The organism is Mycobacteriales bacterium (assembly GCA_036497565.1).
Taxonomy (GTDB): Bacteria; Actinomycetota; Actinomycetes; order Mycobacteriales; family QHCD01; genus DASXJE01.
This window is the reverse complement of sequence record DASXJE010000114.1, coordinates 1-14,637: the sequence shown is the minus strand read 5'-3', so window position 1 is coordinate 14,637 and position 14,637 is coordinate 1. Positions and strand designations below refer to the sequence as shown.

The window sequence follows — 14,637 nt, the reverse complement described above, 5'->3', positions numbered from 1 at the left end:
GGTGGACGAGGCGTTCCGTGCCGTCTTCCTCGCCGAGCTCGATGCGGCTCCGGCGACCGGGCTCACCGCCGCGCTGCTGGAGTTCTTCGGGCAGCCGTCGGTCGCCGAGCTCAACCATTGGCTGACCCGCCGGGAAGGCGGAGCGACGTCGCGGGACCGCACCTCTGCCGCCCGCGCGGTCACGTCGCTCGCGGCCGAGGGCGATGCCGTCGCCGTCGCGATCGTGCGGGAGCAGGGACGTCGGCTGGCGCTCTACGCCGGGATCGCGGCGCGCAAGGTCGGGTTGATCGATGAGGGCGGCCCGGTCAGTGTCGTGCTGTCCGGGTCGGTGCTGACCGCGCCGGGATCACCGGTCCGGGCCGCGCTGCTCGATCAGCTGGACGGTCAGCTGCCGGGGGCGGTGCCGCACCCTGCGACGCTTCCTCCGGTCGTCGGCGCGGCGCTCGATGCCCTGGGGGAGGCCGGCATCGACGTCACGTCCGAGATAGTCGACCGGATCGCAGAAACCGCGCCGGGATCGGACTTCCTGAAGACCTGACGATCTACAGCGGCCGGAACAGATCCGCCTGGAAGCGATACGCGTCGGCCCGGTAGGACATCGTGCCGACCAGGAGCGGGGTGCCGTCGGCGGAGTAGGTCGTCTCTTCGCCCACGAGGATCGGCGCGCCCGGCTCGATCTCCAGCAGCGCGGCGGTATCCGCGTCGCAGGCGTCCGCGCGCACGGTGTAGGAACTGCGCGCCACCCGGACCCGCGGAGCCTGCTCGATCGCGGCATAGAGCGACCGGTCGGTCATGTCGGCCTCGGCCAGGCCCGGGGCGAAGGCGAGTACGACAACGCTCGTGTCCACGCAGACCGGCACGCCGTCGAGGCTGCGCAGCCGCCGCAGCTCCACGACACCGGCGGCGGGTGCGATGCGCAGCCGCTCGGCTTCGTCGAACGTCGCCGGTCGCCGGCGCTGCACCAGCACCTTGGACTGCGGGGTGAGGCCGCGGGCCTGGGCCATCTCGGAGAAGCTCTGCAGGGTGCTCGGCGGCTCACCGACAACCTGCCGGCTGACGAACCAGCCCCGCTGCGACGACCGGTCGACCTGGCCCTCGTCGGCCAGCCGGCTCAGCGCCTGCCGCAGGGTCGACCGGCTCACCCCGAGGCTGGTCGCGAGATCACGCTCACCCGGCAGCCGGCCGCCGGCCGGGAATGCCCCCCGCCGCAGCGAGTCGGCCAGCCGGCGATAGGTCTCCGTCGCGGCGGCGCCGCCGTCGGTGTCCCGCCCCCCAGTCATTGCCGAACAATACCAGTGGGGGGCGATGACGATGATCTGGTCTCGTCTCAGGCATATCTGGGCCCGGCCTGGACTAACTGGTCTGCCTGGGCTTAGTCTCTGGAACGGCCGTCGGCCACCGACCAGGACCCCACCGTCAGGACAGGGAGAACCACATGTCGCGATTCCGCAGGCTGCGCTCGGTCGGGGCTCCGACCCTGGCGATTGCGGCGGTCCTGGCTCTTGCCGCCTGTACACCCGGGGCGAGCAGTAGCCCGGCGTCGAACAAGGCGCCGTCTGGCCGGGTGGTCACCGACGCAGCGAAGCTGGGCAAGGTCCAGTTGTCCGTCCTCGACTACTTCACCGGTGGCACGGATGCCACCTGGATGAAGGATGTCGTCGCGGCGTTCCACAAGAAGTACCCCAACATCACGGTCAACCGGACCTCGATGTCGTGGGGCGACGTCATGCAGGCGCTGCCGCTCAAGCTGAAGTCGAGCAACCCGCCGGACATCGTTCCGGCCAACAACGGGTGGCAGTCGCTCGGCACCCTGGTGCAGGGCCACCTGGTGCTCAACCTCGACCGCTACGCGAAGAGCTACGGATGGCGTTCGCAGGTCCCGACGTCGATCCAGCGTGAGCACGAGTTCTCCGACGACGGCAAGCAGATGGGCACCGGCTCGCTGTTCGGCATGCCGGTGGCCCGGTCGTCGATGATCGAGGCCTACTACAACCGCGCTCTGCTGCACCGGATCGGTGCGACGGTCCCGCGCACGCTCGGCGACTTCGAGAGCGACCTCGCCAAGGCGAAGGCCGCCGGGGTCACCCCTATCTCGCTCGGCAACCTCGAGCAGGTCGGCATCACCGGACCGCTGTACAGCGTGATGAACGCGCTGGGGCAGCAGGACAAGATCTCCGACCTCATCTACTCCCAGAACGGCGTCAAGATCACCGACCCGGCCACCGGCTTCCCGGCCGCAGTGGCGGCGGTGAAGGGCTGGGCCGACAAGGGCTACTTCACCAAGCAGTTCTCCTCGGTCGCCGGTCAGGATGCCGCACAGGACTTCGTCGATGGCAAGGCGCTGTTCCGCTTCGACTACTCGGGTTCGCTGCCGCTCAAGCCGGGACAGAGCAAGGGCTTCGGCTCCTTCGTCCTGCCCAATCAGCACGGCGGCGCACCGGTCGCGACGAACTCGTCGGCCACCAACTTCTCGGTGTCGGAGAAGTCGAAGCACGCCGCTGCGGCTGCGGCCTTCCTCAACTTCGCCGCGAGCAAGCAGGCCGCGCAGATGGCCGTGTCCACCGGCACGATGCCCATGCTCGATCCGGATGTGAAGGCCGGCAACGGGGATCCGCTGTTCAGCGACGACGTCTCCAACGCCGCCGAGGTCTCGAGCAAGAACGCCTCGGTGCCTTACCTCGACTGGGCGACGCCGACGCTGCTGACCACGATGCAGACGAAGATGCAGGACCTGCTGGCCGGCAAGACGTCCACCGCAGACGTCGTCAAGGCGGCCCAGGCCGACGACGCGACCTTCCAGGCCAAGCTGGCGAAGTAGGCCGTTGGTGTCGTCGACGACTGTCAGCACCTCCACCGCTGCGAGCGGCGCGGCGGAGCGGGATCAGATCTCCCGCCCGCCGCCCCGGCGCATCAAGGGGGCCGGCAACGGATCCCGGCCCTGGCTCGGGCTGCTGTACCTGCTCCCGGCGCTCGTCGTCTACGTCCTCGTCGTCATCGTGCCCGCGGGGCAGGGCGTGTGGCTGTCCTTCTTCCACTGGGACGGGGTGACCCGGGCCACGTGGGCGGGCTTCGGCAACTACACCGGCTTCTTCAGCGATCCAACCCTGCGCGAGGCCGTCACCCACACGCTGTACTTCATCCTCTTCTTCTCCGTGCTCCCGATCGCGCTGGGCCTGCTGAGCGCCGCCCTCGCCTCCCGGAAGAACGTCCGGGGAGCCGCGGTCTACCGGTCGGTCATCTTCCTTCCGCAGATGCTGACGCCGGCGGTGACCGCCGTCGTGTGGAAGCGCATCTACGCCCCCAACGGCCCGATCAACTCGGTGTTGCGCGACATCGGGCTCGGTGGGCTGGCCCGCGGCTGGCTCGGTGACTACACCTGGGCACTGCCGGCCCTCGGCATCGCCGGGACCTGGGCGGCGTTCGGTCTCTGCATGGTGCTGTGCATCTCCGGGATGCAGGCGATCCCCACCGAACTCTACGACGCGGCGCGGGTGGACGGCGCCGGCGCGATCCGGGAGTTCTTCACCGTCACGCTGCCCGGCCTGCGCGGAACCCTTTCCGTCGTCCTGACGCTGACCGTTCTCGGCGCGATCCGGGTCTTCGACATCGTCTGGTTGACCACCAGGGGCGGCCCGGGCATCTCCACCATCACCCCGACGATCGTGCTCTATCAGCGTGCGTTCGCGAACCCCGACATCGGCGCCGCCGCGGCGATCGGCGTCGTACTCGCGGTGGTGTCGCTGATCGTGACCCTGGTGATCGTCCGGCTCTCCGACAGCGAGGCGCGATGATCTCCGCGCGCGAGAAGGTCTCGAACTACGTGCTGCTCACCCTCGTCGCGGTGTGCGTGCTCTTCCCGCTGCTGTGGATCGTCGGCAATGCGCTCAGCCCGTCCGTGAGCGGCAACCTCGACCTCGGCCACCTGCAGTGGTCGAACTTCGTCACCGCCTGGAAGCAGGCCGGCTTCAGTCAGTACCTCAAGTCGAGCCTCATCATCACCGGCAGCGTCGTGGCGCTGTCCACGGTGTTCGCCATCATGAGCGGTTTCGCGTTCGGCGTGCTCGGTGTGTGGGGTCAGCGGCTGCTCTTCCCGGTGGTGCTGCTCGGGATCATGCTGCCGATGGAGACGTTCATCGTCCCGCTCTACTACGACTTCCAGTCCTACGGGATCACCGACACCTACCAGGGGATCGTGCTCGCCCACGTCGGGATGGGCGTGAGCTTCGGAGCGTTCTGGATGCGCACTGCATTTCGTGCGGTGCCCCGCTCGATCGCGGAATCCGCGGCGATGGACGGCGCGAACTCCTGGACCCAGCTGTGGCGGGTCTACCTCCCGCTCGCCAAGCCGGCCGTCCTTACCTTCGTCCTGCTGGGTTTCACCTGGACCTGGAACGACTACTTCCTCGCACTGATCCTCGTGTCTGACCCGGCGCACCAGCCGCTGACGCTGGGGCTAGGTGCCTTCTCCGGCCGCTACCTCGTGCAGATCAACATGCTCTCCGCGGCGGCTGTCCTGATCTCGCTTCCGATCGTCGTGCTGTGCCTCGCCTTCCAGCGCCAGTTCGTCCGCGGCATCCTCTCCGGCGCGGTCAAGGAGTAGCCCCGGCGAGAGTCTTTCGCGCCAGGGGCGACAGCGGCCGCGGGGTGCGGCATAGTCGAGGCTCGTGGACGACGCCAACCTGTTCGAACTGGCCACCGACGGACCGGCAGTGATCGTGGTCGGCATCGACGGGTCCCCGACGTCGTATCGCGCGGGCGCCTATGCCGCCGGGCTCGCGCGCCGGCAGCGGGCGAGACTCGTCGTGGCGTTCATCGTGACGCTGCCGGCCCTCGCCGGGATGGCCCCGGGGGGCGTCGGCGCAATCGAGGAGACGGTCGATCAGATCGCCGACGAGGTGCGGTCGCAGGTGGACGCCGGGGCGGCGTACGTCGGGATGAAGGTGGAGTTCATCGCGAAGCACGGCGATCCGTTCCACGAGTTGTCGCGGGTCGCCGACGAGGTGCGGGCCGATGCGGTGGTGGTCGGCGCATCGACGCATGCCGGGCACCGGCTGGTCGGCTCGCTGGCGGTGCGGCTGGTCCGAGCCGGGAAGTGGCCGGTCACGGTCGTTCCCTGATCGTCTCGGCCGGTCGTCGGGCTCAGAACTGGCGGTCGTAGACGTCGAGGTCGGTGGCCTTCGCGCTGAGCCACACGGCCTTGCCGTCGGCCAGGTCGAGATCGGCGACCGCGGCCGGGGTGACGTCGACGAGGGCGGACGGGCTTCCGGTCACCTGGACCCGTACCCGGTCGGTGAGCAGTTCGAGTCCCGCGACCGTGCCCGGCCAGACGTTGCGCGGGCTGGAGTGCTCCGGCCTGGTGGTGTGGATGGCGATCGCAGTGGGACGGATTGCGACCAGCACGCGGTTGTCCGATGCCGCCGCGTCCCGGAACTGCCGCTCGCTGTGGGCCGGGGCGACACCGGTGAGGATGCCGCCCTCATCGAGGCGGATGCCCGGACCGTCGTCGAGAGTGCCGACGTAGAGGTTGAGCCCGACGAGCTGCGCGACGTATTGAGTCGCGGGCCGCTGGGCGATGGCCGCGGGGGTGCCCTCCTGCACGATCCGTCCGTCTTCGATCACCAGGAGCCGGTCGGCCATGACCATCGCCTCGAGCGGGTCGTGGGTGACGATCAGCGTCGGGCCGGGGAAGTCGGCGAGGTGGCGGCGGAGCTCGGCGCGGACCTCCAGCCGGGTGCGCGCGTCGAGGGCGGCGAGCGGCTCGTCGAGGAGGAGCAGCCGCGGATCCGCGGCGAGGGCCCGGGCGAGCGCGACCCGTTGCGCCTGTCCGCCGGAGAGCTGGGCGGGCTTGCGGTCGGCGAGATCGCGGAGTTCGAGCCGGTCGAGCCAGTGCGCGGCGGTGGTCCGCGCGTCGGCGCGGCCGGCGCCGCGGGACCGGGGAGCGAACGCGACGTTGTCGGTGACCGTCAGGTGGGGGAAGAGTCGATAATTCTGGAAGACGATGCCGACGGGGCGGTGCTCGGCGGCCACGAATGCACCGGTTCCGGTGTCGTCGAGCGGCTGCCCGTCGAGGGTGATCCGACCCTCGGTCAGCGCGGTCAGTCCGGCCAGGACGCGGAGCAGCGTGGTCTTGCCGGCGCCGTTCGGTCCGAGTACGCCGAGCACCTCGCCGGTGCTGACCGAGAAATCGACGGTCAGGCGGAAGGATCCGCGTTCGACGGCGCCGTCCATGACCAGCGCCGGGGCTGATCGGGGTGGGTCGCTCATAGAGTTCCGCCACCGCGGCGTAGCCAGCGGTCCCGCAGCGCGGCAAGGATGATCACCGCGACCGCCAGCAGGACGAGGCTGAGCGCGATCGCCGCCTCCGGGTCGGTCTCGAGCGCGTTGTAGACGGCCAACGGCATGGTCTGGGTGGTACCGGGGAAGTTGCCCGCGAAGGTGATGGTCGCACCGAACTCGCCGAGGGCGCGCGCCCAGCACAGCACCGACCCGGCGAGCAGCGACGGGCCGATCAGCGGCAGGGTGACGCGGCGGAAGACGGTGAAGCGGGACGCGCCGAGAGTGGCGGCAGCCTCCTCGAGCCCCATGTCGGACGACCGCAGCGCACCTTCCACGGTGACGATCAGAAACGGCATCGCGACGAAGGTCTCGGCCACGATGACGCCCGCTGTGGTGAACGGCAGCGTTACGCCGAACCAGGTGTCGAGCAGCCGACCCACCACGCCGTTCCGGCCGAACGCCAGCAGCAGCGCGACACCGCCGACCACGGGCGGGAGCACCAGCGGCAGGGTCACCAGTGCCCGCAGCAGCGCCATTCCGGGGAACCGGACCCGGGCCAGCACCCAGGCGACCGGGACCCCCAGTACGAGCGACACGGCGGTCGCGCAGGTGGCGCATTCCAGGGACAACCGCAGCGCCGTCAGCACCTGGTGGTCTGCGAGCAACCCGCCGATCCCGCGCCATGGTGCCCGGATCAGCAGCGCGAGCAGCGGAATGAGCAGGAACGCGAACCCGATCAGCGCCGGCGTCGCAAGCAGGGCAGGCGTCCGTCGTACGCCAGGTGACTCCACGTCGCGGGTCAGGGCTTCTCGAACCCGTCGGCCGAGAGCACCTGCTGCCCGGCAGGAGAGAGCACGTAGGCGACGAATGCCTTTGCGCCGGCGGAGTTCGGCGCCTTGCTCAGGGCTGCGATCGGATATTCAGTCGAAGCGTTGATGTCGGCGGGGATCACCACGCCTTTGGCCTTCGAACCCGCTGCACGCACGTCGGTGACATAGACCATGCCGGCGTCGGCCTCGTTGAGCTCGACCTTCGTCAGGGTGGACTTGACGTCCTGCTCGAGCGTCGCCGGCTTCACCGTGATTTTCGCGTTCTTGAAGACGGTCGCGGCGACCACTCCACAGGGCACCTGCGGTTGGCACACGGCCACCTTCACCCCCGACTTGGCCAGGTCGGTGACGCTCGTGATGTGCCCGGGATTACTCGGCGGTACCGCGACCTCCATCACGTTCTTGACGAAGTTGGTCGACGACGACGCACCACCAGAGGACACGACCTGCTTCATGTTCGTCGGCGAGGCCGAGGCGAAGACGTCGGCGGGTGCACCCGAGTTGACCTGCTGCGCAAGCGAAGAACTGGCGCCGAGGTTCACCTTCACAGTGACGCCCGGATTGGCCGCCTGGAACTTCTTGGCGATCGTGCCGAACGCCTCCTCCAACGACGAGGCGGCGAAGACCGTGACCGTGCCGGACACTCCTGCGGACTTCGACGCGCTCGCACCGGCGCTCGGACTCTTCGACGCCCCGGAGCTCTTGGTCGCCGACGACGGCGAGCTGCTCGACGAGCAGCCGGCGACGGACACTGCGGTCAGCGCCGCCAAGGCGCCCACCACAGCGACACGTGCACGCATATCGGCACCCCTCATGTTGTGCGCGCCCGTAGCTCGGGCACCTCGACCACCACCGTGGTGGCCTTGACCGACGCCACCGCGAGCACGCCGGGCTGCAGATCGAGCTCGTCGGCGGCCTCGCGGCTCATCAACGACACGATGCGATGCGGCCCGGACTGGATCTCGACCTGCGCCATCACCTTGTCGCGCAGCACCTTCGTCACGAGGCCGGTGAAGCGGTTGCGCGCCGACTCCGCGACGACCGGACCGGGGTCGTGGCGCTCGGCGGTGGACGCCAGCTGCTCGGCGAACCGGGCGAGGTCGGCGCCGTCGATCGCCCGCCGGCCATCCTCACTCGAACTGGCGACCCGGCCCGCGTCCGCCCACCGCCGTAACGTGTCGTCACTGACGCCCAAAAGCTCGGCGGCCTCCCGGAAGCGGAACATCGGCATGCACGCACCGTAACCGCATCTGCGGACGATCACCAGGAAGCTCGCTGCAAGCACGACCGGATTGGCTTATCTTCACCGAAGATGAGGAAACTCGGAATCGGCTGAACCACCGCGGCCGCTTCGTCGTTAAGGGGAATGGAGGTGGGATGCCCACCGGGTGGGAGCCGCAATGCTGATCCTGGTCGTCGTCGGCCTGTTGGCGGGGATCATCACCAGCATCTCGCCGTGCGTGCTGCCGGTCCTGCCCGTCGTCCTCGCCGCCTCGGCGGAGGACACCCCGGAGCGGCACAGTCGGTGGCGGCCCTACGGCGTGGTCGCCGGGCTGGTGATCAGCTTCAGTGCCTCGACCCTCTTCGGATCTCTGGTCCTCACGGCACTGCACCTACCGCAGGACCTGCTCCGCGACGCCGGGATCGTCGTCCTCGTGGTGATCGGGCTGAGTCTCGTCGTTCCCCGGTTGGGTGAGCTGCTGGAGCGGCCGTTCGCGCGGCTGCCCCACCGGGCCGTCAATCCGAAGAGCAACGGCGTGGTCCTCGGCCTCGGGCTCGGTCTGCTGTTCGTCCCCTGCGCCGGCCCGGTCCTGGCCGCCATCGCGGTCGTCGGCGCCACCCACCACTTCGGGCTCGGTGCGGTGGTCCTCACGGCTGCGTTCGGCATCGGTGCCGGCATACCGCTGCTGATCGTGGCGGTGGCCGGCGGCGCCATCGCCCGCCGGACCGGCGTGCTGCGACGGCGCGCCAGGAGCGTCCGCCTCGCCAGCGGCGTCGTCATGATCGTGGTCGCCGCCGCGATCGGGCTCAATCTCACCGACGGGCTCCAGCGGCACGTCCCGGGTTACACCACAGCCCTGCAGAAGTCGGTGGAGCAGAACGGCTCCGCGTCGAGCCAGCTCCGTCACCTGACCACGACAGGGAAGACCAAATCCGGTCCCGGCGACGACGCGGCATGTACGGAGGGCGGTCCCACCCCGGAGAACTGCGGGAAGGCTCCGGCCTTTGCGGGGATCAATGCGTGGCTCAACACTCCCGGCGGCCGGCCGCTGAGCCTCGCGTCCTTGCGGGGCAAGGTCGTGCTCATCGACTTCTGGACCTACTCCTGCATCAACTGCCAGCGTGCTCTGCCGCACGTCGAGGCGTGGTACCGCGACTACAAGAAGGACGGTCTGGTCGTCGTCGGCGTACACACGCCGGAGTTCGCGTTCGAGCACGTCACCTCGAACGTCCGGGCCCAGGCGGGTGCGCTCGGGGTGAAGTATCCGGTCGCGGTCGACAACGATTACGGGACCTGGAACGCCTACCACAACCAGTACTGGCCGGCCGAATACCTCATCGACGCCACCGGAGAGATCCGCCACATCAGCTTCGGGGAGGGCGACTACGCCGGCACCGAGACCGTCATCCGACAGCTGCTCGTCGACGCGCACCCGCGTTCGACGCTGGCCCGGCCGACCGACGTACCCAACACCACGCCGACCGAGGAGCAGACCCCCGAGACCTATCTGGGCTACAAGTACCCGCTCGACATCGCCGGCCAGCCGCCGGACCACGACCGGTCGCAGACGCACCAATTCCCGTCGACGCTCGACGCCGACAAGTTCGCCCTCTCGGGCACCTGGACCGACACCGCCGAGGCGTTGACCGCCGGTCCCGCCGCGCGACTCGAGCTCAGCTACCAGGCCGAAAAGGTCTATCTCGTCCTCGGCGGCACCGGCTCCGTGACGGTCCGGATCGACGGACGAGTCACCTCGACCATCCATGTCGACGGCGTGCCGAAGCTCTACACCCTCGCCAACCGTGACGTGTCCAGCCGGTCGCTGTTACGCCTCGACGTCACGCCCGGCGTGCGGGCCTACGACTTCACCTTCGGATAGCTGCGGCGACCCGGTCGCGGGGACCTCTATCAGACAAAATTCTCGTTTGCGGTATTTCGTCGAGTAGCTGTCGGGGGAGTAGTCGTGGACGGTGAAGATCTCGCCGTTCGACTGGAACGTGGCGTTGGCCGAGCACCCGGGGTTGCACACCCCACCGCTGTCCGGCCGGACGGTGCTCGCGGACGCCGATGTCGAGCCGATGAACAGAGCTGCCGCGGCGACCGGGATCGCCGCCAGTCCGGTAAGACTCCGTCGGAGCCTCATGTGTCCTCCTCTCGGGCGCACCCTCGTGGCGCGCCAAGGAACGCAACCGTGTCACCGGGGACTCGCCGACCGCCTTGCCGAACCCTTGCCGTCGTCCTTGCCGGCCGGCCGCGCCGGTCCGACGCGTACCGTGGGTAGTGAGAACTGAGGGCAGGCAGGTGCGGCATGGCCGATCGTGCGGGTGACGAGCGTGAAGACCTGGTTGCGAAGCGTGAGCGCTGGCGCACCCTGCCGACCCGGATCCCGCGGTCGGAGTTGATCGAGGAGCAGGCGAGTGAGCCGCCACCCGACCCGGACGGCGGACGCGATCCCGAACGCGACTTCATGCTCCGCAACGCCGGCTTCTGATATCGGCCGGGCGGCTCGTCGATCTCGAGGGCATGCTTTTCGGGGGTTGTGGGTAGGCAAGAAGTCGACGACGCCGATCCGATGCCTCCCGGGAGTTGCGATGACCCTGTCCCCTGAAGAGAACTGGAAGCTGCAGGGGATAGAGCAGGGGATCGTGGGCGGCGACCGCATGTTGGCGGGCAAGTTCGCCGAGTTCTCCGGACTTCGGCCGCCCGGCACGCTCCGGGGCGACCTCGGCCGGGCCGTAGACATGCTGCATATCCGACTCGGCGGCTCCCGCAAATGGACGATTCCGGCGCTGTCGGTGTTGCTGGCGGTCGAGGCGTTGATCGCCACCGGAATCATCATCGGAAACATGTGGCTGGTCGTCGCCGGAGGCGCCCTCGCCGGATGCGCGGTCTCAGCTGCCGTCGGCGCCGTACTCGCCCGCGGACGTCGCGTCCGCCAGCCCCGCGAGCAGCAGGTGCGGCCTGCATTCCGGCGTGGACCTGCAAGCGGTGAAGCTCAGCTCGGCTGAGCACCGTTCAGCGCAGGTGACTCGTCGACCCGGACATGCGGAGTTCCCTCCCGTATCTGCGTGACTCGGGGTGATACTCGTGCCACAGTGCGCAACAGCACACTGAGGTACGTGTTACTCCTGCTTGAGGCATCCGCTGCTCCCCGGGAGGGGCCATGACCGGAGTCCGCTCATGGCGCGCCTTGTTGGCCGTCCCGGTGCTTGTGGCCGGTGCCGCCGTCATCGGGGTGGCCTCACCAGCGCAGGCTGCCCGGTCGGTCATCGATCTGGGCAGCCTCGGGGGTGGCTTCAGCTCCGCGACCGGGATCAACAACCTGGGCCAGGTAATCGGGGAGTCCACCACAGCGAACGGCACGGCCCATGCGTTTCGGTGGACCCGCTCTGCCGGGATGCGCAACCTCGGGACGCTCCGCGGCGGCAACGTCAGCTCCGCCGCCGCGATCAATGACCTCGGCCAGGTCGTCGGCTACTCGGAAATCGCGTCGGGCCAAGTCCGCGCTTTCCGGTGGACGCCGACCGGGGGGATGCGCAACCTCGGCACCCTCGATGGCGACAGCCAAGCCGTCGCGATCAACAACTCCGGCCAGGTCGGAGGCCGTTCTGACGCGGCGAACGGCGATCGCCATGCGTTCCGATGGACGCCGAGGGGCGGGATGCGGGACCTCGGCACCCTCGGCGGGACGGAGAGTTCTGTCACCGCCATGAATGATCTCGGTCAGCTGGCCGGCTCGTCGAGCACGAGGAACGGCGAGGAACACGCGTTCCGGTGGACACCCACCGGTGGGATGCGGGACCTCGGCACTCTCGGCGGTGCCGAAAGCACGGCGATCGACATCAACGATCTCGGTCAGGTCACCGGCTCGTCCACGACGGCGAACGGTGAGAACCACGCCTTCCGATGGACCCGCACCGGGGGGATGCGGGACCTCGGCACTCTCGGCACCACCTTCAGCTCTGCGACGGCCATCAACAATGTCGGGCAGGTGGCCGGCTTCTTGATCAAGGCAGGCATCCACCAGTCCGCGTTCCGGTGGACCCGCACCGGCGGGATACGCAACCTGGGCCACCTTGGCGGCAACTTCAGCACCGGCGTCGGGATCAATGACCACGGCGAGGTGGCCTGCGACTCCGTCACTACGAGAAACAAGTCGCACGCCTGCACGTGGACCCGATCTGCCGGCATGCGGGACCTCGGGACTCTCGGCGGATCCGAAAGCCAGGCCGCCGGGATCAACGAGCAAGGCCAGGTGACCGGGGATTCCACCACCGCAAAGGGCGAGAACCACGCCACCCTGTGGCTGCCCTGAGCCCTGTGGTGCGCCTGTGACTCATAACGGTTTCCTCGCCGATCATGCTGTCCTGTCGGGTTTGTAGCCGACGAAGGACAGATGTCCAGGCTGCTCGTCGGCCGTTCCGCCGTTGTCCACACCAGGGCTCGCGCATTTGCCAAAACCACGTACTCTTTGGGCCGCCATTACCGGCCGTAGAGCGAGGAACGCCATGGGCAGAGGGTCTGGAGCTGGGGTGAGACGGGTCGCGGACGGGCGCGGACGCGACCCCGTTGGCTAGCGCGCTGGAGCTCATCGAGTCCGACGTACGAGAGCTGGTACGGCGCCGAGGGCTCGACCCGATGAGTGACCCCGAGCGGGTCCGGTCGCTCGTCACCGAAGTGGTGACCGAGTACGACGACCGGGCCTTCGGCTCGTCTCTGCCTCCGGTCGGCGATACCCGCCAGGCGGCCCGGCTGGTGCTCGACGCCGTCGCCGGGTTCGGCCCGCTGCAACGGTATTTCGACGACCCTGAGGTCGAGGAGATCTGGATCAACGAGCCGGGCAAGGTCTTCATCGCCCGCCGCGGGCACAGCGAGCTGACGACGACCATCCTCGCCGGCGGGCAAGTGCAGGACCTGGTCGAGCGAATGCTGCGCACCTCGGGACGCCGGGTCGACCTGTCCACCCCATTCGTCGACGCGATGTTGCCCGACGGTTCACGGCTGCACGTGGTGATTCCCGACGTGACCCGACGTCATATGGCCGTGAACATCCGGAAGTTCGTGCTCACCGCGCCTTCGCTCGACGAGCTCGTGGGGCTCGGCAGCCTGACCGTCGCCGCGGCCAGGTTTCTCGAGGCTGCAGTGGCGGCAGGGCTCAACATCATCGTCTCCGGCGGCACCCAAGCCGGCAACACGGCAATTTCCTAAGACGCCCCGTTCGGGATCAGGTCGCGTCGATGCGCTGGCGGTACAGAGTCCAGGTCTGCGATGGCAAGTCGACCCGGACCGCAGCGCGTTGTTTGCGCGAGGACCGGAAGCGACGCGGCAGCTTGTGTTGAGTCTGCGTGGCGCGACCTTCGCCGTCGCCGAGGACGGCGCGTCAGCGCCGCCCGCAGGCGAGGGCAGAGGTCGTGGGAGCGGCCTTAAGGCGCCGGCGGAGCCGGCGCCTTCCTTTACTTGAAGTAGCAACGTAACTCGGGAATTCAGCGGCCAGCGCGACCAGGTTTGTCGGTGGTCACTGACAGCATCGGGCAATGAGCAGACGCAGATCACAGGTCGGTCACCGACGTCTAGAGAATTCTCAGGCCGCGGCTCAGGTCGTGAACGGAAGCCCAGGTCGGGGTCTCGACTGCGGCTGTCCGAATGTGGCGCGGATGGTCTATCGGATCCGCTGTGCTGCCTGCGGCGCGCTATGTGAGGGTCAGCTGGTCATTCCGACGGCGGCCGCACTAGGTGAGTTCCGGCCGGTGTTTGCGGGCTGCCAATGCGGCGGCGAGGCACAGGGGCAGGGACGGGTGGTCGAAATCGTCGGCTAGAAGTAGCTGCCCCCGGCACCCTCTAGCGGCCCGACATTGGCATGACGAACGACGTGCCATGCGCCGGCGACCGCTCGTTTGAGGCTGTTTCCCGACCTGTTACTCACTCTGAGTAGTAGATTGACTCCGGGGAGTAAATATCATGGGGGACCTTCGACGAGCGCTGCGGCTGACGGTTGTGGCTATTGCTCTGACCATGCTGGGGGCGGTCGCGGTCCCGGTTGGTGCTTCGGCGTCGGGTCCTGGTGTGCGGCCGTACGTGCCGGGCGCGGATGGGCATCGCCCAGGTCATCCCAGCGGCATCACTCCGAATATGGCCGGGGATCCGCCGGGGTCGCATTTCGGGAACTACGACCCGAGCAGTTTCGGCTGGACGTGGGCGCCGGGTTCGATCCCGTTCTCCTACCACGGGCACGTCTTCCCGCAGGGCGTGGTGAACGCCGATGTCGCCACCATCTTCACCAAAATTCTGGACACCATCACGCCGGGGATG

General features: G+C 68.7%; 16 protein-coding genes. 11 read left to right on the top strand and 5 right to left on the bottom strand.

What is annotated here, in order from left to right; all coding sequences use genetic code 11:
• Nucleotides 1-538 (top strand): hypothetical protein (locus tag VGH85_10050; protein ID HEY2174137.1); only part of this gene is annotated, 538 nt, incomplete at its 5' end.
• 4 nt (nt 539-542) lie between these two features.
• On the opposite strand, the gene VGH85_10045 is transcribed toward VGH85_10050, so the two are convergent.
• Nucleotides 543-1,280: a GntR family transcriptional regulator gene (locus VGH85_10045; GenBank protein HEY2174136.1), complete on the bottom strand. Its 738-nt coding sequence runs from the start codon at nt 1,278-1,280 to the stop codon at nt 543-545.
• 155 nt (nt 1,281-1,435) lie between these two features.
• Here VGH85_10045 and VGH85_10040 point away from each other — a divergent pair, with 155 nt between their 5' ends.
• From VGH85_10040 to VGH85_10025, 4 genes are all read left to right on the top strand, one after another.
• Nucleotides 1,436-2,818, top strand: coding sequence for an extracellular solute-binding protein (locus VGH85_10040; protein HEY2174135.1), 1,383 nt, complete (start codon nt 1,436-1,438; stop codon nt 2,816-2,818).
• A gap of 7 nt (nt 2,819-2,825) precedes the next feature.
• Nucleotides 2,826-3,791, top strand: coding sequence for a sugar ABC transporter permease (locus tag VGH85_10035; protein ID HEY2174134.1), 966 nt, complete (start codon nt 2,826-2,828; stop codon nt 3,789-3,791).
• Nucleotides 3,788-4,600 (top strand): carbohydrate ABC transporter permease, encoded by an 813-nt coding sequence (locus VGH85_10030; protein HEY2174133.1) that lies wholly within the window; start codon nt 3,788-3,790, stop codon nt 4,598-4,600. The genes VGH85_10035 and VGH85_10030 overlap by 4 nt, the downstream gene beginning before the upstream one ends.
• A 64-nt stretch (nt 4,601-4,664) precedes the next feature.
• Nucleotides 4,665-5,117: a universal stress protein gene (locus VGH85_10025; protein HEY2174132.1), complete on the top strand. Its 453-nt coding sequence runs from the start codon at nt 4,665-4,667 to the stop codon at nt 5,115-5,117.
• A 22-nt stretch (nt 5,118-5,139) separates the two neighbouring features.
• Here the strand turns inward: VGH85_10025 and VGH85_10020 are convergent, their stop codons facing one another.
• From VGH85_10020 to VGH85_10005, 4 genes are read right to left on the bottom strand one after another with little or no spacing between them, the layout of a single operon-like run.
• On the bottom strand, nt 5,140-6,264 hold the full coding sequence (locus VGH85_10020; protein HEY2174131.1) for an ABC transporter ATP-binding protein: 1,125 nt from the start codon (nt 6,262-6,264) through the stop codon (nt 5,140-5,142).
• Nucleotides 6,261-7,067: a molybdate ABC transporter permease subunit gene (gene modB, locus VGH85_10015; protein HEY2174130.1), complete on the bottom strand. Its 807-nt coding sequence runs from the start codon at nt 7,065-7,067 to the stop codon at nt 6,261-6,263. Before modB ends, VGH85_10020 begins: the two co-directional genes overlap by 4 nt.
• A gap of 8 nt (nt 7,068-7,075) precedes the next feature.
• Complete coding sequence (modA, locus tag VGH85_10010) at nt 7,076-7,906, bottom strand: molybdate ABC transporter substrate-binding protein (GenBank protein ID HEY2174129.1); 831 nt, start codon at nt 7,904-7,906, stop codon at nt 7,076-7,078.
• 11 nt (nt 7,907-7,917) lie between these two features.
• Nucleotides 7,918-8,337 carry a TOBE domain-containing protein gene (locus VGH85_10005; protein ID HEY2174128.1) on the bottom strand — a complete coding sequence of 140 codons (420 nt, stop codon included), beginning with the start codon at nt 8,335-8,337 and terminating at the stop codon, nt 7,918-7,920.
• Between the two features lie 169 nt (nt 8,338-8,506).
• On the opposite strand from VGH85_10005, the gene VGH85_10000 reads away from it, so the two are divergent.
• The 6 genes from VGH85_10000 to VGH85_09975 form a co-directional block, all read left to right on the top strand.
• Nucleotides 8,507-10,207: a cytochrome c biogenesis protein DipZ gene (locus VGH85_10000; protein ID HEY2174127.1), complete on the top strand. Its 1,701-nt coding sequence runs from the start codon at nt 8,507-8,509 to the stop codon at nt 10,205-10,207.
• Nucleotides 10,208-10,636: 429 nt separating this feature from the next.
• Complete coding sequence (locus VGH85_09995) at nt 10,637-10,819, top strand: hypothetical protein (protein ID HEY2174126.1); 183 nt, start codon at nt 10,637-10,639, stop codon at nt 10,817-10,819.
• Nucleotides 10,820-10,919: 100 nt separating this feature from the next.
• A complete protein-coding gene (locus VGH85_09990) occupies nt 10,920-11,336 on the top strand; it encodes a hypothetical protein (protein HEY2174125.1) in 417 nt (138 codons plus the stop codon).
• 155 nt (nt 11,337-11,491) lie between these two features.
• Complete coding sequence (locus tag VGH85_09985) at nt 11,492-12,643, top strand: hypothetical protein (protein ID HEY2174124.1); 1,152 nt, start codon at nt 11,492-11,494, stop codon at nt 12,641-12,643.
• A gap of 254 nt (nt 12,644-12,897) precedes the next feature.
• The gene (locus VGH85_09980) at nt 12,898-13,536 is read left to right on the top strand and encodes an ATPase, T2SS/T4P/T4SS family (protein ID HEY2174123.1); all 639 of its coding nucleotides are present in this window, start codon (nt 12,898-12,900) and stop codon (nt 13,534-13,536) included.
• A 921-nt stretch (nt 13,537-14,457) separates the two neighbouring features.
• On the top strand, nt 14,458-14,637 hold a 180-nt coding region (locus tag VGH85_09975), incomplete at its 3' end, for a hypothetical protein (GenBank protein HEY2174122.1).